The following is a 22543-nucleotide window of genomic DNA, read 5'->3' on the forward strand; positions in this document are numbered from 1 at the left end:
CCCCAAGCCTAAAATGTCTCAAGTTTACTTCCTAACAGGTTTTGACGTGCCGCCCAATCCGGGCGCCTCAGGACGCTTTGTTATCTTAGGATCCCAAATTTAACTTGAATCACCTATAGATCCGATAATACGCTCCATTGGAGTCCTAAAATGGACTTCAAGCAGGACGGCGAACACCATAGGAGGAGGAAAGACAATGGCATCACTCGAGGAGAAAATCAGACGATATCCCAACCCGGCGCAGATGATGCGCAATCTGCAAACCGGGCGGTACGAGTTCCCGATTGCGCCGCAATTCACCAACTGGATTGAAGAACAGCAGGCCTGGCGCAACAGCGCCGCCCTGATGGATCAGTCTTTCCATATGACGGACCTCTACGTGCGCGGACCCGACACGATCCGCCTCTTGTCCGACCTGGCGGTCAACAGCTTTGCCAAGTTCGGCAAGAACAAGGCCAAGCAGATCGTCTGCGTGAACGAGAACGGGTATGTTATCGGCGATGCAATATGCTTTGGCCTGGAAGAGGATGAGGTCAACGTCGTAGGGCGCCCGGTCCTGCCCAACTGGATCCAGTACCACGCCGAGACGGGGGACTACGACGTAACCATCGAACGCGATCAGCGGTCCCTCGACAACCCTGACAAGCCACGCATGACCTACCGCTTTGAGGTGCAGGGCCCGCAAGCCCTCGCCATCCTGAATTCCGTAAACGAAGGAGGGCCGCTAACCACCAGGTTCTTCAACATGGGAGAGATCACCATCGCCGGTTGCACCGCACGCACCCTGAGCCACGGCATGGGCGGCGCCGAAGGGCTGGAGATTTTTGGACCGTTCGAGGATGGGTCACGCGTCAAGGCCGCGCTGTTGAAAGCTGGCGAAGCATACGGTCTGCGCCAGGTAGGTGCGCGGGCCTATTCATCTGCGGCAGCGGAATCTGGTTGGGTCCCCTCGCCGCTTCCCGCGATCTACGACGGCGCTGCGATGCGCCCCTATCGTGAATGGTTGGATGAAGAGAGCTTTGAGGGCGTCAGCACGATCGGCGGCAGCCTCGACACCGATGAGGTGAGCGATTATTATCTCACCCCTTGGGATCTGGACTACGGACGTGTGATCAAGTTCGACCACGCGTTTCTCGGTCGCGAGGCCCTCGAACGGATGAAGGACGGCCCCCACCGCCGCAAGGTGACACTGATCTGGAACCGAGAGGACATATTGGGGGCATTCGGAGGCATGATGGACGACGGCGAGCTGCCCGCGAAGTACATGGAGATGCCCGCCGCACATTATGCGACCCATCCCTATGATCGCGTGCTGTCCGATGATCGGGACGTGGGTGTCTCGATCAGCCCCGTATTCTCGTCGAACGAACGGGCTTGGATATCTCTGGCGATCTTGGATCCTGACGTCGCCCAGGCCGGGGCCGAGGTAACGGTCGTCTGGGGCGAACCGAACGGTGGCAACGACAAACCCAACGTTGAGCCGCACCGCCAGGTGAAAGTTCGTGCGACAATCCACGACTGGCCGATCCACGAAGCTTCGCGGTCCCACTACCGCCAGCAAGTCTGAGGAGCGCCTTTACTGCATGGAACAGCCGACCGTGACCACCGGACCCGAGGATATCGAGTCCGCCGCAGGCACCCGCCAACAGCAGGTCGCCGATACCTTGCGGGATCTGATCGTCACCGGTCAGCTCGACCCTGATCGCAAACACTCCGAGGCGGCCCTCGCCGAGCGCCTCGGAGTGTCCCGCACGCCGGTCCGACATGCTCTTGCGGTGCTGGTGGAGGAAGGCGTCATGCGTCGGGCTGGCGGGCGCGGCTATGTGGTACGTCAGTACGATGCGAACGACGTGGCCGTGGCGCTGGAAATTCGTTCGGCAGTCGAGGGCCTTGCTGCCCGCAAGGTGTCCCAGCAGGGATTGTCGCAGGATGTTGCCGCCACGCTTGACGCTTGCCTGGCAGAGGGCGACGCAATGTTCCGTCCTGGCGAAAGTGGGCCTGTCGACGAGGCCCGCTATTCGAGAATGAACGAGGCCTTCCACGAAGCCATCGCCGTTGCGGCCGGGGGCACACTTTTCGGCGAAGTCCGCGCCGTGCTGGACCGCGTGCCTTTCGGCGCTCCCTCCGCCATCCGGTTTCATCGCATGGATCCTGTGGAACGCCGGCTGCACCTGCAGCACGCGCACCTTCAGCACCACTACATCGTTGCCGCAATTCGCGCGCGCGACGCTGCCCGCGCCGAGGCGCTTTTTCGCGAGCACGGTGAAATGATCAAGGTCAGCCTGGGCCTGACCCGAGGCCCATGGCAGCGCACTGCCGGTAGCGGCTTGCCCATCAGCCCTGGTGTCCGACCATCGGAGTAGCGCCTGTTACCTATCGCTAGGTTGCTAACTGAACGAACGGAAATGGATATCGGTTGCTGCGGGCGGCAAGGCCTTGGGGAAGGCCGTCAACTCAGATTGCTCGCGCGCGTTCCACGTGCCAGCCACTGGGCTTCAGCTTTGCGACACCCACCGATGAGAAACCGTTGAAAGGGGGGCGATATCGCCCCCCTTTCCCAGACAGCCCAATCCGAAAGCTTTGCGCGGAATGCCACCCCCTACGCCCCGCTGCATGCGCCAGCGCGCGGATCAGAGGTACGCGAGCCACGTTGCAACAGGCGGAAACACGATGATCAGCAGCACAGCGACAATCATCGCGATGACGAAAGGAAATGCACCGCGAAAGATATCTCCAACCTGCAAGTCCGGATCGTTCATTGCCGATTTGATGGTGTAAACGGACAGCCCAAACGGCGGCGTCAAAAGGCCGACTTCAACCGAAACGACCGTCAGGACGCCAAACCAGACCAGGTCGAAGCCCGCAGCCTCGGCGACGGGCAAGGCGATCGGAAGCATGATCAGCATGATCGAAATGGAGTCGATCAGGCAGCCAAGTGCAACAATCAGAAGAAGATAGCACAGCAGAAAGCCATAGGGCCCCACCGGTCCGGAGAGAAAAAAGTCAGCCAGTTCCCGCGGTACGCCAGACAAGGCGAGCATTCGACTGAAAAAGGTCGCAGCCATGATCAAAAGAAGAACGGAAACGGTGATCTGACCGGTCTCGACAAGCAATGTCCATAGGGTGCTGCGTCCGAGGGATCGGCGAACCAAGGCAATCACCAAAGCGCCAAAAGCCCCCGCCGCGCCAGCCTCTGTCGGATTGAAGAACCCACCGTACAGGCCGCCAAGCACCAGCAACATCAATGACAGGATCGGCACAGATTTTCGGGCGACGGAAGCAGGGCTGAGGTCTTCCTGGTGGACCGAGACAGCCTCTTGCGTAAAGACGAAGTCCTTGCGGGTCTTGGCCAGCAGGAGGATCGTGGCTGAGAACAGGACTGACAGCAGAATTCCCGGTCCGATTCCGGCCAGAAACATGCGCCCGACGGATTCCTCGGCCAGCACCGCATAGACGATCATCAAGAGCGAGGGAGGGATCATCATCCCCAGCACCGAGGAGCCCGCAACGACCCCGGTTGCGAATTTTTTCTGATAGCCATGGCGCGTCATTTCCGGCACAGCCACACGGCTGAAGACGGTGGCAGAGGCCACAGAGATGCCGGTAATCGAGGCGAAGACGGCATTGGCGAACACAGTGGCAACCCCCAGGCCCGCCGTGACACGCTTGAGCAGCTTCTCAAACACGTCGAAGGTGTCCTTTCCGACCCCTGAGACTGTTACGAGCAGCCCCATCAGGACGAACAGTGGAACGACCGCGAACAAATACTCGCGCAGGGAGTCGTTGGCGACAGCGCCAATCATGCGCATGGCGATCGCCTCGTTCCGGATCAGGGCGACACCGCAAAAAGACACCAGCAGCATGCCGATTGCGATTGGCAGACCGAGGTAGATCAGGACAACCATCGCGGCGATTGCGTAGGTTCCAATTTCAAAAGTGCTCATCCGCCCTCAACTTTTCTGACCGTTCGCGCGCAGGCTGCCATAGGCACGCACAACACACTCGATTGTAGCGACGGTGACGCCAAGCAAGATCATCGCCCGAAAGGGCCAGGTTGGCAGCGTTGCGATGCCGGTCACGCCGATATACTCTCCAGACCCCAGGTCCTTTTCGAAGATGCTCACTGTGGACCAGGCGATCAGCCCGAGCATCGCAGCGCCCGCGAGGTCGAAGACCGCGGACACCATGCCTCCGATGCGCGGGAACCGACGGGTGAGCGGCGGCAGGAAGATTTCTGTCCGCGCCAAGCGATTGGCGCGGATCGTGGCTGCGAGCTGCAGATAAACGATCATCACCAGTACAAGTGCGCCCAGTTCGGAAACCATCGGCAACGACGACCCCAGCACGTTGCGGAACACGATGTCACTGCAAATGATCAGCATCAGCAAGCCGATCATCACGGTGCCAGTGGCGGCCAGCCCATCGACGATGCGGGCCCAGCCTCTCGCCCACAGGGGGGCGGGGTGCCCGCTTGGAACGCGGGCACCTTTCGGAGTGTTTTCGGAGTACAATGGACTGGACCCTTACTTGTCCCAATCGCGTGCAGGTTCTTCACCTGCGGCACGCAGAGCTTCCATGTAGAGTCCCAGAAACTCGGTTGCTGGCACGCCCTGTGCATCGACGCTGGCCGCCCATTCTCCTGCAAGGTCGGGCAGTTTGTCGACCCAGGCCTGACGTTCACCATCCGGCATCTGCACGATGGTCACCGGCGGTGTCTGATCGGCTCCGTTCTTCACCATCAGGTCGAGCATCATCTCGTGTCGGTCCACCATGTCCTGTCCGTGGGACTTGGTGTAATATTTGCCCGCCTCGATCATAGCGGACTGCACCTCTTCGGGCAGGGTATCCCAGACGTCCTTGTTGATCGCGATCGCCCCCGAGAATGCCGCCCCCGCGTCGAAGCGGTTGATATAGGGCGCAACTTCATAAAGTTTGATCGGCATCGCGCCGAGTGCGAGCGTCAGCGCACCGTCAGATACGCCAGTCTGCACGTCGGTATAGAAAGTTGTCAGCGCACCATCGACCGCATTGGCCCCGGTGCCCCGCAACCAGTTGCCCAGCACCCCGGGCGCCGACAGCTTCATGCCATCGATGTCATCGATTCCGGTCAGAGGCTCCTTGGTGTAGATGTCGTAAAGATCCGTCGCCGTCAGGCCCAGAACTTTGACGTTATGGTCTTCCCATTCATTTCGAAACGCTTCGTTCGTTTCCAGAAGTTCCTCCATCACGGCCAGAAGCACAGGAGGATTGGCGGTCGCAAAGGGCGTGTTGGTGGACACCTGGCTCAGCGGCAACTGTGCAGGTTCGAGAAACGAAAACACCCAGCCAACATCGGTGATGCCCTGTTCAACCGAACTCAGCGTTGCATTCGCCTTGTAGAGCGTCCCTCCAAACGCCTCGTTCCAATTGATTTTGTAGGTGCCGTCTTGCGCCAGAATCTCGTCTGTGCGGGCCATGAAATGCGTCTGGATCATGCCAACCCATGGCACCACTGTCGGATGGCTCGATGCCACCGTCAGATCGATCGTTTCCTGCGCAAACAGAGCGGCGGGCATCAGCAACGCGCCCGTCACAGCCCCTATGCGAGTCAAAGTCCCCATAAACGTCTTCATCGTTTTCCTCCCTCGATGATCATGAAAGTGCAAAAGTCTGCGTCGCGTAGTTCAGTCGCAGGGTCACCGACCCTTCGTTGATCAGCCAGGGCCGCACGACAAAACTGCGCGCGCCACTCTGGTGCATCGGATCACGTGCTGCGATCTCCGCAGCGGCCTCAGGTGAGGCGGCGCGCACGATGACCATGCCCTCCCCCTCCCAGTGCTGGCCATCGCCGCTCCACAACGGCCCTGCCGCAAACAGGATTCCGTCGTTTTCAAGCTGCACCTGAAACGCCAGGTGCGGCTCCATATTGGCGAAAACCGCCCCCAGCCCGTCGGTTGGCGTGGTGAAAATGGCGTAGAGCTGCTTTTGCAGCATCGCGCCACTGGCCTCCAGCACCGCCGCGACGGGCACGGCTTTCGGGTTGTCATGGTCGGTCATCAAGGTCTCCTCCCTCAAGTATCCGGTGTCAGCTGACCTTTCGCTTCGCGTCCAGTTCCGCACGAATTTCGGCGCCATGTTCATCCAGTGTCGGAGGTGGCTTGACGTCGAATTCCGACTGATCGTCAAAGCTGTAGGGCGGACGCACGGTCGTGAACGGGCCCATTTCGGGATGGTCAGACGTAACCTTTATGCGCAGATGCTGTGCCTGCGGGTCTTCCAGCGCCTCATCAGCGTCATAGGCGGGCGAATGCGGGACCTCGGCCTGTTCAAGCCTGGCACACCAGGCATCGCGGGTATCGGACAGAAAGATCGGCGTGAAGATATCGATCAGGTCATCCTGATGGCGGATACGCTCAAGCCGCTCGGCAAAGCGTGGATCCTGCTTCAGCTCTTCCTGCCCTGTCGCGTCCAGCAGTCCCTCCCAGAATTTGGTGGGTGACGACATGTGGATCGCGACCCATTTGGCATCGCTGCATTCAAACGTATAGCTTTGCGAGACAACGGGACGGGACAGCGGCCCCATGATCTCGCCTTCCGAATAGTAGTGGGTGAAACTGTCGAGGTTGAAATGCGCCATCGCCTCAAGCATCGAGATATCCAGACGACGCCCCTGCCCCGTGCCGGCGCGCTCCAGAAGGGCGGCAAGGATGCCCATTGCGGCGTATTGGCCGGTCACCGAATCCGCGATGGCGGGGCCAATGACACGTGGGTTCTGGGGGGGCGTCAGTAGCCGCAGATAGCCGCTGGCGGCCTGGGCCACGGTATCGTAGGCGGGCCGGTCCTTGTAAGGGCCCGATTTGCCGAACCCGGAAATAGCACAGTAGATCAAGCGGGGATTGATCTGGCGCAGGGCATCTTCACCCGCTCCAAGTTTTTCAGCGACACCGGGGCGGAAGTTCTGGATGAACACATCCGCCGTCGCAACGAGATCGTGCAGAACAGCCAGGTCCTCGGGCTTTTTTGTATCCAGCGCGATGGAGCGTTTGTTGCGATTGTAGGTTTGGTAATGCGGCGAGTAGAGCCCGCCCTTGAAGGCACGGAACGGATCGCCGGTGCCGGGGCGTTCAACCTTGATCACATCAGCGCCGAGATCGGCCAGATGCATACCCGCGGCTGGCCCCGTGATGTATGTTCCCAACTCGATGACGCGGATATTCTTGAGTATTTTAACCATGTTGCCTCGCCCCGACTACGCTGTTTCAGAGGTCGCCGTGCCCGGCTTTGTTCCATCGTACGAAATCGCAAGATCTGCCTGATGGGACATGATGAAGCCGATAGGGCGCAGCGCCTCTTCCAGAAGATGCGCGGCCAGCCCGGCAGTACGCGCCAGCAAGGGCACGGCCTTCAGGGCATCGACGGGCCATCCAGCATCCAGACAGGTAGCAGGAATCGCACCGGAGACATTGATCGGCAGGGGCCGCTCGATGATGCCCGGCGCATGTTGCGCAAGATAGCGCAGCGTTTCGATATATTTACCGGAAATTCCAAGCTCGTCGGCGATCTCAAGCAGCTTGTTGGCGCGCGGATCGCCGCTGCTGTGTTGTGGATGGCCGAGGCCCGGAACCTTCTGACGGGCTTGCTTGAGCTTCTGCAAACTGGCGATGACAGCGGTTTCCAGATCGGTGCCCTCGGTTTCCGAAGCCGCGATAATGTCATGCAGGAATCGGCCCGAAACCTCTGAACTGCCAGCGACGACCGACCCCATGCCAAGAAGACCTGCCGCCATCGCGCCCTGCCAGGCCTCGGGTCCGGCGGTCAAGGTCATGCGCGCGGCCTGCACACTGGGAACCAGCCCGTGCTCAGCAATCGCGACAAGGCAGGCATCCAGCATTTTGCGCTGTTCGGCTGTGGGGCGGGTTCCCACCACCAGCAGCCAGAAGTAATCGCTGAAGTCGATTTGCCCGATCAGATCATCGCACAGGTCATGGCCCCGCACCGTGATGGTGTCTGCGTCCGACGTTGCAATCGCTGTGTAAGCCTGGTCCTGCTTGCCAATTCTCATTCCACCACCTTTTCGCATATCGAAATAAATTTCTCTTGCCGAAAAGATGGCAGCGAATTATCGTTTGGTCAAGGCCATTGGTTCGTGTGTTCTGGTGGCGGTCGATCGATGCGATAGACGACCATCGATGACAAACCCAAGGAGCCCCGGTTGCATGACACTGGACCGCACAACACAGAGCACCCCTGACCCACAGCCCCATAAAGGCGCACGTGACGCGCACGACGACAGGAAGCCTGCCGAATTCGTCGAAGCCTTGGCCAAGGGCCTTGCCGTTCTCGAGGCGTTTGATTCCGGACACCCCGAGATGTCGCTGAGCGAGATTGCCCGCCGCATCGGATCGTCGCCCGCCGCGGCACGACGCAGCCTGATCACGCTCAGCGCGCTCGGCTATGTCGGGCAGCGGAACAAGAAGTTCCACCTGCGTCCGAAGATCATGACCCTGGGCTCAGCCTTCTATTTCTCGGCCCGCATTGACGAAGTTTTGCAGCCCTTCCTGCGCGATCTGGTGACCAAGTTCGGCGATGCGTCGTCTGTGGCGACGCTGGAGCAGCGCGATGTGATCTACATCGCCCACAATTCCGTGCAGCGTGCCCGTCGTGCCGCCGCGACCGTCGGCGCGCGCTATCCGGCTTATGCCACTTCGCTCGGGCGCGTCCTTTTGGCGGGGCAAAGCGACACAGCGCTGGATCGTTATTTCGACGGGTTGGTCATAGAACCGCTGACCTCGAAAACCATCACGGATCCCGAGGCCCTACGGGCGGAAATCGAGCTTATTCGACAGGACGGCTATTCAACGACAGTCGACCAGCTCGACTACGGTATCACCGCGCTGGCGGTGCCTGTCAGATCGCTCGACGGGCGCACGATCGCTGCGCTGAACACGTCTGGCTACACCGGCATGGTGGATCCGGCCGCACTGATCGAACACCGACTGCCTGACCTGCGGATCATGGCATCCAGCATCGCGCAGTCGCTGGCAAAGTATCCGGTGCTGGAAGGCATCATAGGATCATGACGCAATACCCTTGGAGGAGGAAAAACCCACATGTGCAGACTTTGCAGCCCCCTGACCCCAGAGGCGCCCTGCCCGACCCGGCGCAATTTCCTGAAGACAGCGATGGTCAGCGGCGCAGCCGCGACAACCGGACTGGCTGGCGCTGGTTCGTTGCGCGCACAGGAAGTCGCGGCCTCAACCCTGCCTGAGGGACTTGGCACGCCGGGGCGACGCGTATTGATCAAGGGCGGCGCCGTGTTGTCCATGGATGACGCCGTCGGCAATTTTGCTGTCGGCGACGTGCTGATTGACGGAAAGAAGATCGTCGAGGTCGGTGCCAATATCGAGGCGGGCGATGCCGTGGTGATCGAGGCTGCGGGCAAGATCGTCATGCCCGGCTTTGTCGACACCCACCACCACCAGTTCGAAACCGCACTGCGCAGCCAGCTGGCCAACGGCATCCTGATCAATGACGGACTGCCCGAAAATGCCTCCAATTACTACGAGACGATCTTGCAAGGGTTTTCGCAAGTTTATCGTCCCGAAGACGTCTATATCAACGAATTGTTCGGCGGCATTGCCCAGCTGGATGCGGGCGTTACCACGGTGATGGACGTCAGCCAGATTCACCACTCGCCTGAACACTCGGACGCCGCGATCGAAGGCCTGCGCGATGCAGGGCGGCGCGGTGTCTTCGGCTATTTCGAGGGTTGGGGCGAACGCTCGAAATATCCCACCGACGCTGCACGCATCAAGAAGGAGTACTTTACCTCCGATGACCAGCTGACAACCATGGTCATGGGTGGCGAGATATATGTGCCGGGTTACGAAGCCGCCTGGAAGGTCGGGCGCGAGCTGGATCTGCCGATTGCCCTTCATGTTGTCGGTACCTTCGGGATGCAGCCGACGTTCGACGAACTGGGCGCAGCGGGCATGTTCGGCGAGGACAACATCTTCATCCATATGACCGGCATGTCCGACGATGGCTGGAAATATGCTCAGGATGCGGGTGCCCATCTGTCGCTTTCGGTGCCGATCGAAATGCAGATGCGCCACGGCACGCCGCCGATCCAGCGCGCCATCGACATGGGCTTCTCGACCTCGTTGTCGACCGATGTGGAATGCACGATGACGGCCGATTTCTTTACCCAGATGCGTAGCATGATGACCTTGCAACGCATGTTCGCCAACGAAAAGGCGCTGGCTGGGCAGGAATACCCCCGGCTGATGCCCTGCATAGATGCAATCCGCCATGCCACGATGGGCGGTGCCGAAGGGCTGAAACTGGACCGCAAGGTCGGCTCCCTGACGCCGGGAAAAGAGGCCGACATCATCTTGCTGGACGCCGAGGCTATCAACGTCGCCCCTCTGAACAACGTCCCCGGTGCAGTGGTAACCCTGATGGAGCGTAGCAACGTCGACACCGTTTTTGTCGCGGGCTCGGTGAAAAAGTGGAACGGCCAACTGATGGGCTTTGATATCGCCCGCCTGCGCAGCGAGCTGGAAACAAGCCGCGACTATCTCTTCGATGCCGCAGGTATCGAGCGCGATCTGTTCGCGTAATCGCCTTTACGGCCCTGCAGATCCTATCTGCGGGGCAAGACGCAAGCCCGCCCTTTTATGGGTCGCTGAGAGATGAAGGAGCGAAACCATGGCTCAGCTAGTTGCCACCCTGGCATCCACGCACCACCCATTCTACCTGAAAGCAACGACCCTTCCGCCCGAGCAGCAGATGCCGCAGGCCGCCGAGTGGAAGCGCAAGGTCGAGGCCTACCGCGAAACACTGGCCCGTACGAAGCCCGACGTTCTGGTGATGATCGGATCGGACCATTTCCACCAGATTTTCCTGGACAATTGCCCGCAGTTCCTGATCGGCAAGGCGCCGCGCTATGATGCGATCTTCTATAACGAGGAGCGCGAGTTCGGCATTCCGAAATATGTGCTGGAGGGGGATGAGGCGATGTCGGGCTTCATGCACCAGCACCTGATGGATCAGAATTTTGATTTTGCATTCTCGAACGAGTTGAAGATCGACCATTCGATCATCTGCCCGATCATCACGGTGCGTCCGCAAAACGATCTGCCAGTGGTGCCGATCTATACCAATATCTTTGCCCCGCCGCTGGCTTCGCCGCGCCGTTTCTACAATCTGGGCCGCGCCATCCGCAAAGCCATCGACGCCTATCCGTCTGAAAAGCGCGTTGCGGCCATCGGGACCGGCCATCTGTCGCTGGAACTTGGCGGGCCCCGTCAGTTCATGGAGACAGGCCCGGACCCCGAGTTCGACCACCGCGCAATCGAATGGCTACGCAACGGTGACATCGACGCCATTCTCGACAATGTCGACCATGCCTCTATGGCGAAAAGCGGCAATGCCACGCATGGATTTCTGAACTTTATCCTGATGCTCGGTGTGGCAGGGCCCGAGGGCGCAGATTACGTCGACAATCTCGACCTGTTCCACACGATGGAAGCCTATTTCACCTGGTATCCGAAGGAGAGCGCGGCATGAGCAAGTATTACGTCAACAAGTTCCTCTTCACCGTTGACCGAGATCCAGACTATCTGCGGCGTTACACCGAAGATCCCCGCAACTTTGTCGCCACCTGGGAGCAATCCATTGGCCCGCGCCTGAACGACGCCGAGATGTCGACCGTTCACAGCTTTACCGAGGCCGAGCGCGAGGCGCTGATCAACCACGACTATGTCGCCCTTTTTGAAATGGGCGCGCATTTCTTTCTGAACCTGACGATCTTTATTGGCATCTACGACGAGATTTTCATGACAAAATCCGGGCCTCTCGCCTTTCAGAAAGAATTCGCCCTCAAGCTTCAGAGTTGGAAGGGGAAAGACTATCCCTCTGTCGCCACCTGACTGGCTGCTGAGTGCGCGGGCGCAAGACCACTGGGTACCCACACTAGCCGGGCAGAGCGGCGTTCCGGCCGTTCTATTAAATCCATAGCTCCCGAGAATGAAATGTATCTGCGCAGGCTACGGGCGATGAACGGTATTTAAAGAGCGTGGGTGCCGAAGCTCCACGGATGCGCCACCTCCCGACAGAGGAGCAGACCGCGCGCATCGAAAAATCCTGCCCAGTGATCCTGTATCAGATCCGTTATCGCCGTCGGGTCGCGGATCCCGACCAGCACTGAAAGCGGGCGAAAATCCGCGATCCGCTTCTATGCCGCCGACCTCCTCTCGCCGATGTAGTTGCGGACAAGCGATCCGCAGGCGATGTCCGCTGCCTCGGCTGCCGTGTTCGCGGCCCTCACAGCACAATTGATCACTACCGGCGGAGCTGGCCATTCCTTTGGCCAGAATCGAGACACCTGAACACGTCCTAGCGAATGCACCCTACCCTTCCAGCCCTGCTGATGGTCCTTCGCCCAGACGCCGATCAAGGATGATACCAGTGCTCCATGCAGCGGCGACGGCCATCTTTGGGTGGCGCCGCTACCGATCGACGTCTTCTTCATCTTGATAGCGGTGAAAATCGTGGGCGGGTGGTCTTAGCCACGGTGCTGACACCGGTCATGGACCCCATGCTATGCGTGATCGTCTTCACGCGTGAGCGGCGGCATTCTAAGGCCTGACTGGAGCCCCAGCGTTTGGAGCATGGCAAATACATACCCGCCTGCATCGCCAAAAGCCGGTATTCTCACGTCTGCAAGGCTCTGCTATCAGAATCCGCATCGAATTAAGACGGCCTGCTGATCAATATGCCGCCCTGCACAATCACTCTGCCCTGAACGCCCTCGCCGTAACGATCAAGGCTAACAGATCGGATAAGCAATCGACTACCCGCCATTTTCCCTTCGCGTGGAGCACGTTCTCTGCCTGGATCATTCAATCAGATAGCGCGCCACAATGGGTTGATAAGCTGCCCCAAGGGCACAGGCCGTCGTGCCAAGCCGACCGGCCATGACCTGCGGCGGGGAAATACCGCGCGTATCCAACCCACCGATACGCTCCGCGACGGCGGCGACCATCCTGTCGCGCAACGCAGCGGGCAGGCTACCATCGATGATTATCGCCGGAACATCCAATATCGCGACCAGCGCAATCGCTCCGTACGCAAGATAGCCCGCCACCTCCTCCAGCCATTGATCGCAGATATCCTCGAACTCTTGCCACGATCTATCGCGATGCAGCGCGGCATCAAGAATGCGCTTTGAGGCCCCCTTGCTGCGCTGATCAATCCTGCGCTCCAGCTCATATCCCGACGCGACCTCAAGCAGTTGCACAACCTTGCCATCCTGGCGTGGAACGGGGATCGACGCGATGGCGCCGGCGTTTCCGCCCGGACCCGAATAGAGGCGGCTGTCCAGCATCACGCCACCGCCGACAAAGGCGCCCAGGTAAATATATCCGAAATCCGGGGTACCTGTAGCGGCCCCGAAAAGATGCTCTCCATAGCAGGCAAGCGAGCTGTCGTTGCCAACATAAACCGGCAAACCAGTGCGTTCAGACAGGGCTGCCTCGGCATCAAATTCTTTCCAGGCCAGCATTTCGTGCTCCTGTCCGCCGACACGGTCCAGCCAGCTCCACAGGTCGAATGGCATCCCAACACCCAGACCGACGATGCGCTTTTGCTGATCCGGCGTCAGACGTGCCGCGAATTGCGCGATACCGTCGCTGACGAAGGCAAGGGTACGCTCTGGAGTTGGATAGGCGTGCCGTGTCGTGATCTGGCTGCGCACCTGCCCGACGAAATCCATCAGCACAAGGTCCGATTGCCGCCGCCCCAACCGCAGGCCCACTGAGAAAGCTCCGCTCGGGTCCAGTCCTATCGGCGTGGAGGGCTTGCCCACCCGCCCCTTTACCGGATCGCCCCTGCGCACCAGCCCTTCGGCCTCAAGCCCACGGGTAATCACCGAGGCAGACTGCGCAGATAGCCCCGTCAGGCGCGCCAGTTCGGCAGAGGGCGTCGGCCCCCCTAACCTTAACAGGTTGAGGATGGCACGCTCATTGGCGCTGTAGTTGCGCGTGGACACCTCCGATAGAGGCGCGAGGGTGGTGGGCATATGGAGCTCCTTCCGCCTGACTTTCTCCACCCCGCATTAATAAGTCAACGTGATTTATTTATTGACGCGTCAGCGGAATCACTTCTACACATGTCGTGTTCGCCGTGTTGGCGGGCTGCACGAGGTCCGGAGAGGAGTCCGGGTCCTGCGTAATGTCTGGGAGGACACCTCATGAAGAAATTTCTCGCCGTTTCGGCGCTCGCCCTCAGTGCAACTGCCGGGGCGGCCTTCGCGCAAGATGACGTCACCGCCTGCATCGTCACCAAGACCGACACGAACCCGTTCTTCGTCAAGATGCGCGAAGGCGCTGCATCCAAGGCAGAAGAGCTGGGGATCAATCTGATGACTTTCGCTGGTAAATACGATGGCGACCACGAAAGTCAGGCACAGGCCATCGAGACCTGCATCGCCAGCGGTGCAAAGGGCATTCTGCTGACCGCATCCGATACATCGTCCATCGTCTCCTCGGTCAAGCAGGCGCAGGACGCAGGCGCCATCGTCATCGCCCTGGATACCCCTCTTGATCCTGCGAGCGCCGCCAATGCCACCTTCGCCACCGACAACTTCAAGGCGGGCGAACTGATCGGCCAATGGGCCAAGGCCAAGCTGGGCGACGCCGCAGCGGACGCCAAGATTGCCTTCCTCGACCTCAACGTCAGCCAGCCGACCGTCGGCGTGCTGCGCGATCAGGGCTTCATGCAGGGCTTCGGTATCGACATCAAGGACCCTGCCCGCTACGGCGACGAGGATGACCCCCGCATCGTCGGGCATGATGTGACCCAAGGCAACGAAGAGGGCGGCCGCAAGGCGATGGAGAACCTCCTCGCGCAGGATCCCATGATCAATGTCGTCTACACGATCAACGAACCCGCCGCGGCCGGTGCCTATGAAGCGCTGAAATCGCTGGGTCGTGAAAAAGATGTGCTGATCGTGTCGGTCGATGGTGGATGTCCCGGCGTTCAGAACATCGCAGACGGCGTGATCGGTGCCACCTCGCAGCAGTATCCGCTGGAGATGGCCTCCAAGGGGATTGAGGCAATTGCCCAGTATGCCAAGGACGGCACGCTGCCGCAACCCACCGAAGGAAAAGACTTCTTCGATACCGGCGTCACTCTCGTGACCGACCAGCCGGTTGAGGGTGTCGAGTCCATCGACGCCGCCAAGGGCCTCGATATCTGCTGGGGCTAACCCGCGCGTCACCCTGACCAAGCCGTGAGGCGGCAGCGCCGCCTCACACCTCCCGCCAGCCAGAAGGGGACGGAGCGATGAGCAAAAGCGATTCCTACGAAGACATCGTCAAGACACGCCGCGAAGAGAACTTCGCCGAGTTCCAGGACGAACACCACGGTATCATGCACCGTTTCCAACACACCCTGCACGTCACCCCGGCGCTTGTGCCGCTGATCGTGCTGGTGTTGTCCATTGTCATTTTTGGCGCGCTGCTCGGCTCGCGATTCTTCTCGCCCTTCGCACTGACGCTGATCCTGCAACAGGTGCAGATCGTCGGTATCGTGGCGGCGGCACAATCGCTGATCATCCTGACCGCTGGCATCGACCTGTCGGTGGGCGCGATCACCGTCATCTCCTCGGTCATCATGGGCCAGATGACCTTTCGTTACGGCATTCCCCCGGCGATCTCGGTCGTCATCGGCCTCGCATTCGGTACGCTCTGCGGTGCGCTGAACGGATTGCTGATCAGTCGCATGAAACTGCCGCCTTTCATCGTCACACTTGGCACCTGGCAGATCATCCTGGCTACCAACTATCTCTATTCCCGCAACGAGACGATCCGCGCCCAGGATATCGAAGCCAACGCCCCGCTGCTGCAATTCATGGGCACGAAATTTCAGCTTGGCGGCGCGGTCTTCACCTTCGGCGTGGTCTTCATGATCGTGCTGATGCTGCTGATGGCATGGGTGCTGCGCCACACCGCGTGGGGCCGCCACGTCTATGCCGTCGGCGACGACCCTGAGGCGGCGCAGCTCTCGGGCGTCAATGTCAAGGCGACCATAATGTCGGTCTACATGATTGCCGGTCTGATCTGCGCCTTCGCAGGCTGGGCGCTGATCGGACGGCTCGGATCGGTCTCTCCCACATCCGCTTATGAGGCGAACATCGAATCCATCACAGCCGTGGTGATCGGTGGGATCTCGCTCTTCGGTGGACGTGGCTCGATCCTTGGGGCGCTGTTCGGTGCGCTGATTGTCGGTGTCTTCACCCTCGGCCTGCGCCTTCTCGGGGCCGACGCCCAGTGGACCTACTTCTTCATCGGTGTGCTGATCATCGCCGCCGTCGCCGTCGACCAATGGATCAGAAAGGTCTCCGCATGACCACGCCCATCCTCTCCGCCAAGAACCTGGTCAAACGCTACGGCCGTGTCACAGCCCTCGATCACTGCGATTTCGAGCTGATGCCGGGAGAAATCATGGCCGTCATCGGCGACAACGGCGCCGGCAAGTCCACCCTGATCAAGGCGCTCTCGGGGGCCGTTGTTCCAGAGGAGGGCGAGGTCTACCTAGACGGCAAGCGCGTCAACTTTACCGCCCCCACCGACGCCAGGGATGCGGGGATCGAGACGGTCTATCAGACGCTGGCGATGTCCCCTGCCCTGTCGATCGCCGACAACATGTTCATGGGCCGCGAGATCCGCAAACCTGGGCTGATGGGCAAGGTCTTCCGCCAGCTTGATCGCAAGGCGATGGAGGATTTCGCCCGCCAGAAGCTGTCGGACCTCGGCCTTATGACGATCCAGAATATCAATCAGGCTGTCGAAACCCTGTCGGGTGGGCAGCGTCAGGGCGTCGCCGTGGCGAGAGCGGCTGCATTCGGTTCCAAGGTCATCATCCTGGACGAGCCGACGGCCGCGCTCGGTGTCAAGGAAAGCCGCCGGGTGTTGGAGCTGATACAGGACGTCCGCGACCGCGGCATCCCGATCATCCTGATCAGCCACAATATGCCGCATGTGTTCGAGCTGGCCGACCGGGTCCATATTCATCGCCTTGGTCGCCGCCTCTGCGTGATCAAACCGCAGGACTATTCCATGTCCGACGCCGTGGCGTTCATGACCGGCGCCAAAGAACCGGAACAGCAGGACGCCTAGTTACAGGCGATTGTCAGGTTCGCCCCATGAGCGGGCGAACCTGCGCGCGACGCAAACTCTTTCCGGGCTGCTTGGCGGATTTTTTGCCTCCTCGCCCCAACGCTCCGCAGCACGGTACCCAAATAGCTAGGCTGGGTGGGACGCATTAGATTTGCGACCCCATTCGGCCCGGACTGCGGCACAACCTTCCCCAAACCGAGCCGACGCAGTTCACCGCGGCAGGTCCCGCACACCTTTAAGCGCTGCGTAAAGAGCGTGGTAGGTGGTCAGCCGCCCCTCATGCCTGCCCGTCGGCAGCGGTTCAAAAACGGCATTGATCTGGGGTGTCCAGCCGAGATCGCCGACTGTCACCACACCCGCCGCCACGGCGCCCAGCCGCGCCGCGCCCAATGCCGGGCCCACGTCGGAATCCTCGCCCTGATGCAGGGTGCTCCCCATGACATCCGCGATGGTTTGCAGCAACAAATTGCTCTTGCTGCCGCCGCCGATGGCAAGCAACGGCCGCGGCACCGGCGTGACGGACGCAATTGCGTCACGCGCATCAGCAAAGCTGTAGGCGATCGCATCCACAATGGCGCGCATCATCTCTGGACGTCCGGTGTCGTTATCCAAGCCATAGAACGCACCCCGGATCCGCGCATCGCCGTGGGGCGTGCGCTCTCCCGTGAGGTACGGCAGGAACAGTGGCACCCGGTCGAGGCGCGCCCCTTCGGCTTCTGTCAGGAGGTCCCCGACCGGCATATCCGTCATCTCGGAAAACCAGCTCATCGGGCGGGCGCCGTTCAGCATCGCCGCCATCTGGAACCACAGCTTCGGCACACAATGGGCATAGGAATGGATGCCCTCGTCCGGCGCCGCGCGGAATGTGTCGGTGGTGACAAAAAGCTGCCCCGAGGTACCGAGCGAAATAAAGCCCGCGCCATCCTTTACAGCGCCTACGGCAATTGCACCCGCTGCGGCATCCCCCCCGCCCGTCGCGATCGGAATACCCGCCGGCAGGCCCAAAAGCGCCGCCACGTCCGACCGTAGATACCCTGCGATTTCAGGGCCGTCGCGCACCTGCGGCAGCCAGTCAGGGTTGGTGGCCGTCGCCGCGCAGAGCTCTGGCGACCAACGGCGCGCCGCTTCATCGAACCACCACGTCCCCGCGGCATCGCAGGGGTCCGTCATCATCTGACCATGCATCTGCAATCCGAGATAATCTTTGGGCAAGAGCACATGGCGGATGCGTGCATAGCTCTCGGGTTCATGCGCCTTCAGCCAGAGGATCTTGGGCGCCGTGAAACCGGCCATAAGTGTCACTCCGGCCAGCGCCGACAGCTCGGGCCGATCCGCGACAAGCGCCGCACATTCCGCATCACTGCGCCCGTCGTTCCACAAGATGGCGGGGCGGATCACCTGTTTCTGGCGGTCCAACAGCACGGCACCATGCATTTGCCCCGACAGTCCGATCCCACGCAGCGACGACGTCCCCCGCGGCTCAAGGTCGAGCACTTTGGCGACGGCCTCTTGCACCGCCAGCCACCAATCCTGCGGGTTCTGTTCGCTATAGCCGCTGCGAGGATGCGAGATCTTCAACGCGACCGTTGCAGAGACCACGGGCATCAGGTCCTCCCCCACCAGACAGACCTTTACCCCTGAAGTACCGAGGTCGATCCCCATGAACATGCCTGCGCCCTCCCGCTCGCTCGGACGATACTCTAGCCGCCACACAAGCAGGCGCAATTAGCGAGCAGCAATCTCGTCCCGCTGGAGGGGCAGCGGCGCCAACGATGTCATCACCGATATCTGCCTGCGCATGACACCCGGCAATAGATGTTCAAGGCCGAAAGCCTTCCGCCGCGCTACATCATCGACGACCGCCGACGGGACACAGACGGAGAGTGACAGTACGCCATGGCTAAAATGCGCCCTCGAAAAAGGCTCAGCGCCGCCGTAAACCTCATCAAAAAGAACAGGGGTAAATAGGGCTAACAGAAACTCGCGCAGCACTCTCGCAATTGGCCTCTTCAAGCCTGCGACACACTCTGCAAACAATGCAGACTTCGCCGTGAAGAGACTTGAACGCCTAAAGGAAAACGCCGCTACCAGCGTCCTGTTCGCAGACCTTCACGCAAGTCGACTTCGGACATCGGCAGACCCAGACCATAGCCCTGCAGATAATTGCAGCCCATTTCCGTCAGCAGCCGGACGTGATCGCCCGTTTCGACACCTTCGGCGATGACATCGATGTCGTGCATGCGCCCGATTTCGATGATCGAGCGGACAAGGGTTTCCTGTTTCTTGCTCAGCGTCAGAGGTCTGACGATTTGCTGATCGATCTTGAGGCGATCCGGTTGCAGCTGCAGCATACCGACGATTGACGCGTGCCCCGTACCGAAATCGTCGATCTCGAGTTCAATCCCCATAGCACGAATTGCCGCGATATTGGCCGCGATGACCGGGTTCTGCGTGTCCAGAAACACGGTTTCAAGCAGCTCGAACGCGATCCGTCCAGGTTGGATATCCAGATTATCGAGACGGAGCGGCAACTGTGGATCAGCAAGCCTGCGGGCCGAGACGTTGACAGAGACGCGTGGAACCGGAAGACCAAGCGAAAACCAGAGATCCTGATCAGACAAGACCTGATCCAGCACACGCTGATCCACCCGGTCGACCACACCAAGTTCTTCAGCGAGAGCAAGAAATACATAAGGCAGCTCGACAGTTCCGTCGGGTCTGCGCCAGCGCACAAGTGCTTCGACACTGCTCATCTGCAACGATCCGGCCTTGAACTGCGGCTGATAAACACAAAAGAACTCGTCGCGTTCGAGGCCTCCGAGAAACGCGTCAGCCAGTAGCCGTTTTTCCTCAACCGCTATGCGCATGCGGTCCGAGAAGAAGACGCTGCGCCCGCGTCCGCTGTTCTTGGCTTCGTAGAGCGCCATATCCGCATTTTCAAAAACTTCATCCGGTGTCTGCGACGGCAATTGACCAACCGCGATCCCTATCGACACGCCAAATCGGCAAATTTTTCCCTCTACTTCAAAGGGGAGATGCAATTCATCGACGATCATTCCGGCGATCTTCTCGAGAGAATTCGAATCCGGCGCCTCCTCAAAGAAGACCACAAACTCGTCTCCTCCGACCCGCGCGACGGTCGCGGTTTCTGGCACCAGATCAGTCATCACCTTGGCAACGCGCCGCAGCACGACATCGCCAGTCGCGTGGCCAAGCGTATCGTTGATTTGCTTGAACCGGTCGAGATCCAGCTGCATCATGGCAACTTTCTGTTCCTGTCCAAACAGCGCCTTCATCTGCTGATCAAGATATCGCCGGTTCGGCAGTTCGGTGAGTGCATCATGCAGGGCGTTTTTTTCCATCTCATTGCGCGCCTGCTCCAGCTCAACATTGCGGTTGCGCGCCAATGCGTGGGCCCTGCGCAATTCCTCGGCAGCCTCGACATCCGAGGTCACGTCCCAATCGACGCCGATCACGCCATGGCCGATCTCATCGTTGAAAAGCTCCGTGGAACGCGACCGGATATACCGCACTGTTCCATCCGGGCGAACCACGCGATAGTCATCGGCAAACGCAATCTTGCCGGCCTCAACCTCCGACGACTGCGACAGCACGCTGTCCCGGTCATCCGGATGGATCACCTGCTCCCAGTAGCCCTCAGGTATCGGACCAGGCGGCAGGTCGAGACCGTAGATTTCCATCATGCGTTCATCCCAGACCACTTCGCCCTTGGCCAGGTCCGCGTCCCAAATACCAACGCTGGTTGCCTGAATGGCTATTTCCAGGCGTCGCGACATACGAAAGATCTTCTCGCTTGCGGCTTTGATCTCGGTGATATCGGTGTCGATCCCGATGATCCGGGAGGCCCGCCCCTGACTGTCCCGGGCAATGACCCGGCCGCGCGACAAGATCGAAATCCACCGACCGTCCCGATGCCGCTCACGGTATTCCTGAAAAACGATATCTGCGTCGCCGTTTACCGTGGCCTCGATCTGGCGCTCCAGCGCTGCACGGTCGTCCGGGTGGGTCCGCGCGGCGAGACCCTCGCGGCTTTCATCAAAAGCATCGTCAGGTCCATAGCCGCGCATCGAGCGCCAGGTCTCTGAAACATAGCGCGTCCCGGCCGCTTCGTCGTTGTCCCACAGCCCCAACTGACCGTACTCCGCGGCGATCAGCCAACGTTGTTCAAGGCGTGCAATGTCCCGAATGTACTCCTCGGCGGAATGCGATGCGGTGATATCGGCATCTGTGCCCGCGACACGGACGACAGCGCCCTCCGCATCGCGCTCAATGACAGCGCCTTTGCACAGGATTGTCATCCAGTGACCTTTTGCATGCCTCTCGCGATAAATGAACGGGACAAAGTCCGCCTTGCCCGCCTGGAGCTTGCGCTGGTAATCAAATAGGGCTGGCCGGTCCTCAGGGTGCACGCGTACGCTCCAGGCTTCGTGCTCCTCAATGCCCTTGTCGCCCACCGGATTGCCGCGCAGCTTGTACCAGAATTCCGACGCCGTAAACGCACCCGTCCCGGGGTTGCTCTCCCAATAGGCATTCGCCAGTTGCGACAGGATTCGATGTGCCGACGCGCGCGCTTTCGGGGCGACCCGCCGGGCATTCTGCTCGGGCATGTTCGAGATGCCGATGTCGGGGATTTCCTGCACAAGGTACCCGTAAACCGCGCCGCCAGCCGCAGTCAGCGGCGAGATACGCACATCCATGGCGGGCCGCACCAGCGAAATTTCGAGATAGTCAGCGGGGGGAAAGGCTTCTTGTTTTGCGGAAGTCCCCCCGCTCAATACCATATGGTCCTGACCTTTCAGCTTTGCAGCTGAAAAAGCCTCGTCGCCCGTTGGCACCTTGTGCTGTGCGTTCAGCGCGTCGGACAATCTGGCAATCTGAGCGCGCTCATCACCACTGCTGACGAGGTCGAGAAGAGAATGGCCAGCCGGCCCCGACGTCCCAAACCGGCGGGAAAATCCGGGGGTCGCGTGTTGGAGGATCATTTTGTCGTCAAGAACGGCACCATCGACGACGAGACTCGCGACAAGCTGCTCAGCATCGATTTCCAGTGCCAAAGATCCTCGCGTGTTCACCGACATTCCCCAAATATAGCGCCCGTTTCGGCATCTTGCAGCCGCTTTCTGCGCAATCCTCAGAGAATAACTTTTTACTTTAGTCCAAGCTCGATTTTCCAAGCAGGCAGCGTGTTCTGCGCACCTGACCTGCCACCTCAAAACATATCGTTAAAACTGACATGCAACAGACCAAGTTGAGACTGTGCGATTGACGTTGCCCCCAACTTTTATCCAGCGTGAGCGAGACTCCGGGTTTGAGTTTTGCCGATTTGGGCGGGTTGGGCAACGGGGGCTGGCGCGGAGCGT

At 60.1% G+C, this 22543-nt stretch carries 18 protein-coding genes; 9 read left to right on the plus strand and 9 right to left on the minus strand.

All coding sequences use genetic code 11. The annotated features are described in order from the left end of the window. Positions 1 to 196 precede the first annotated feature (196 nt). Together DL237_RS01830 and DL237_RS01835 are read left to right on the plus strand one after the other, a co-directional pair. Complete coding sequence (locus DL237_RS01830; protein WP_199671909.1) at positions 197 to 1567, plus strand: aminomethyltransferase family protein; 1371 nt, start codon at positions 197 to 199, stop codon at positions 1565 to 1567. Between the two features lie 16 nt (positions 1568 to 1583). After that, entirely contained in the window at positions 1584 to 2363 is a 780-nt protein-coding gene (locus tag DL237_RS01835) for a GntR family transcriptional regulator (RefSeq protein WP_119397294.1), read from the plus strand. Positions 2364 to 2630: 267 nt separating this feature from the next. Here the strand turns inward: DL237_RS01835 and DL237_RS01840 are convergent, their stop codons facing one another. The 6 genes from DL237_RS01840 to DL237_RS01865 all read right to left on the minus strand — a co-directional run bounded on the left by DL237_RS01840 (position 2631) and on the right by DL237_RS01865 (position 8041). After that, a complete protein-coding gene (locus DL237_RS01840; RefSeq protein ID WP_119397295.1) occupies positions 2631 to 3944 on the minus strand; it encodes a TRAP transporter large permease in 1314 nt (437 codons plus the stop codon). Between the two features lie 6 nt (positions 3945 to 3950). Next, positions 3951 to 4397 (minus strand): TRAP transporter small permease subunit, encoded by a 447-nt coding sequence (locus DL237_RS01845; RefSeq protein ID WP_119397349.1) that lies wholly within the window; start codon positions 4395 to 4397, stop codon positions 3951 to 3953. A gap of 126 nt (positions 4398 to 4523) precedes the next feature. Further along, on the minus strand, positions 4524 to 5612 hold the full coding sequence (locus tag DL237_RS01850; protein WP_233544824.1) for a C4-dicarboxylate TRAP transporter substrate-binding protein: 1089 nt from the start codon (positions 5610 to 5612) through the stop codon (positions 4524 to 4526). Between the two features lie 19 nt (positions 5613 to 5631). Beyond that, complete coding sequence (locus DL237_RS01855) at positions 5632 to 6036, minus strand: YciI family protein (RefSeq protein WP_119397296.1); 405 nt, start codon at positions 6034 to 6036, stop codon at positions 5632 to 5634. Between the two features lie 28 nt (positions 6037 to 6064). After that, positions 6065 to 7213, minus strand: coding sequence for a CaiB/BaiF CoA transferase family protein (locus DL237_RS01860; protein ID WP_119397297.1), 1149 nt, complete (start codon positions 7211 to 7213; stop codon positions 6065 to 6067). A 15-nt stretch (positions 7214 to 7228) separates the two neighbouring features. After that, positions 7229 to 8041 carry a citryl-CoA lyase gene (locus DL237_RS01865; protein WP_119397298.1) on the minus strand — a complete coding sequence of 271 codons (813 nt, stop codon included), beginning with the start codon at positions 8039 to 8041 and terminating at the stop codon, positions 7229 to 7231. Positions 8042 to 8195: 154 nt separating this feature from the next. Here DL237_RS01865 and DL237_RS01870 point away from each other — a divergent pair, with 154 nt between their 5' ends. The 4 genes from DL237_RS01870 to DL237_RS01885 all read left to right on the plus strand — a co-directional run bounded on the left by DL237_RS01870 (position 8196) and on the right by DL237_RS01885 (position 11912). Continuing rightward, entirely contained in the window at positions 8196 to 9059 is an 864-nt protein-coding gene (locus DL237_RS01870) for an IclR family transcriptional regulator domain-containing protein (RefSeq protein ID WP_119397299.1), read from the plus strand. Positions 9060 to 9089: 30 nt separating this feature from the next. Further along, the gene (locus DL237_RS01875) at positions 9090 to 10601 is read left to right on the plus strand and encodes an amidohydrolase family protein (RefSeq protein ID WP_119397300.1); all 1512 of its coding nucleotides are present in this window, start codon (positions 9090 to 9092) and stop codon (positions 10599 to 10601) included. An 88-nt stretch (positions 10602 to 10689) separates the two neighbouring features. After that, positions 10690 to 11550: a DODA-type extradiol aromatic ring-opening family dioxygenase gene (locus tag DL237_RS01880; protein WP_119397301.1), complete on the plus strand. Its 861-nt coding sequence runs from the start codon at positions 10690 to 10692 to the stop codon at positions 11548 to 11550. Further along, positions 11547 to 11912: a hypothetical protein gene (locus DL237_RS01885; RefSeq protein WP_119397302.1), complete on the plus strand. Its 366-nt coding sequence runs from the start codon at positions 11547 to 11549 to the stop codon at positions 11910 to 11912. Before DL237_RS01880 ends, DL237_RS01885 begins: the two co-directional genes overlap by 4 nt. A 968-nt stretch (positions 11913 to 12880) precedes the next feature. On the opposite strand, the gene DL237_RS01890 is transcribed toward DL237_RS01885, so the two are convergent. Next, entirely contained in the window at positions 12881 to 14062 is a 1182-nt protein-coding gene (locus tag DL237_RS01890; protein ID WP_119397303.1) for an ROK family transcriptional regulator, read from the minus strand. 171 nt (positions 14063 to 14233) lie between these two features. On the opposite strand from DL237_RS01890, the gene DL237_RS01895 reads away from it, so the two are divergent. The 3 genes from DL237_RS01895 to DL237_RS01905 all read left to right on the plus strand — a co-directional run bounded on the left by DL237_RS01895 (position 14234) and on the right by DL237_RS01905 (position 17162). Next, positions 14234 to 15250, plus strand: a complete 1017-nt coding sequence (locus tag DL237_RS01895) for a sugar ABC transporter substrate-binding protein (protein WP_119397304.1) — start codon at positions 14234 to 14236, stop codon at positions 15248 to 15250. Between the two features lie 77 nt (positions 15251 to 15327). Further along, positions 15328 to 16392, plus strand: coding sequence for an ABC transporter permease (locus DL237_RS01900; protein ID WP_119397305.1), 1065 nt, complete (start codon positions 15328 to 15330; stop codon positions 16390 to 16392). Next, positions 16389 to 17162 carry an ATP-binding cassette domain-containing protein gene (locus DL237_RS01905; RefSeq protein WP_199671916.1) on the plus strand — a complete coding sequence of 258 codons (774 nt, stop codon included), beginning with the start codon at positions 16389 to 16391 and terminating at the stop codon, positions 17160 to 17162. Before DL237_RS01900 ends, DL237_RS01905 begins: the two co-directional genes overlap by 4 nt. A gap of 210 nt (positions 17163 to 17372) precedes the next feature. Here DL237_RS01905 and xylB read toward each other — a convergent pair whose 3' ends face one another. Together xylB and DL237_RS01920 are read right to left on the minus strand one after the other, a co-directional pair. Further along, a complete protein-coding gene (xylB, locus tag DL237_RS01910; protein WP_119397307.1) occupies positions 17373 to 18830 on the minus strand; it encodes a xylulokinase in 1458 nt (485 codons plus the stop codon). Between the two features lie 416 nt (positions 18831 to 19246). Further along, a complete protein-coding gene (locus DL237_RS01920; RefSeq protein WP_158585575.1) occupies positions 19247 to 22237 on the minus strand; it encodes a bifunctional diguanylate cyclase/phosphodiesterase in 2991 nt (996 codons plus the stop codon). Positions 22238 to 22543: the final 306 nt, after the last annotated feature.

Origin of the sequence: Pseudooceanicola sediminis (assembly GCF_003575965.1) — a bacterium.
Lineage (GTDB): Bacteria > Pseudomonadota > Alphaproteobacteria > Rhodobacterales > Rhodobacteraceae > Pseudooceanicola > Pseudooceanicola sediminis.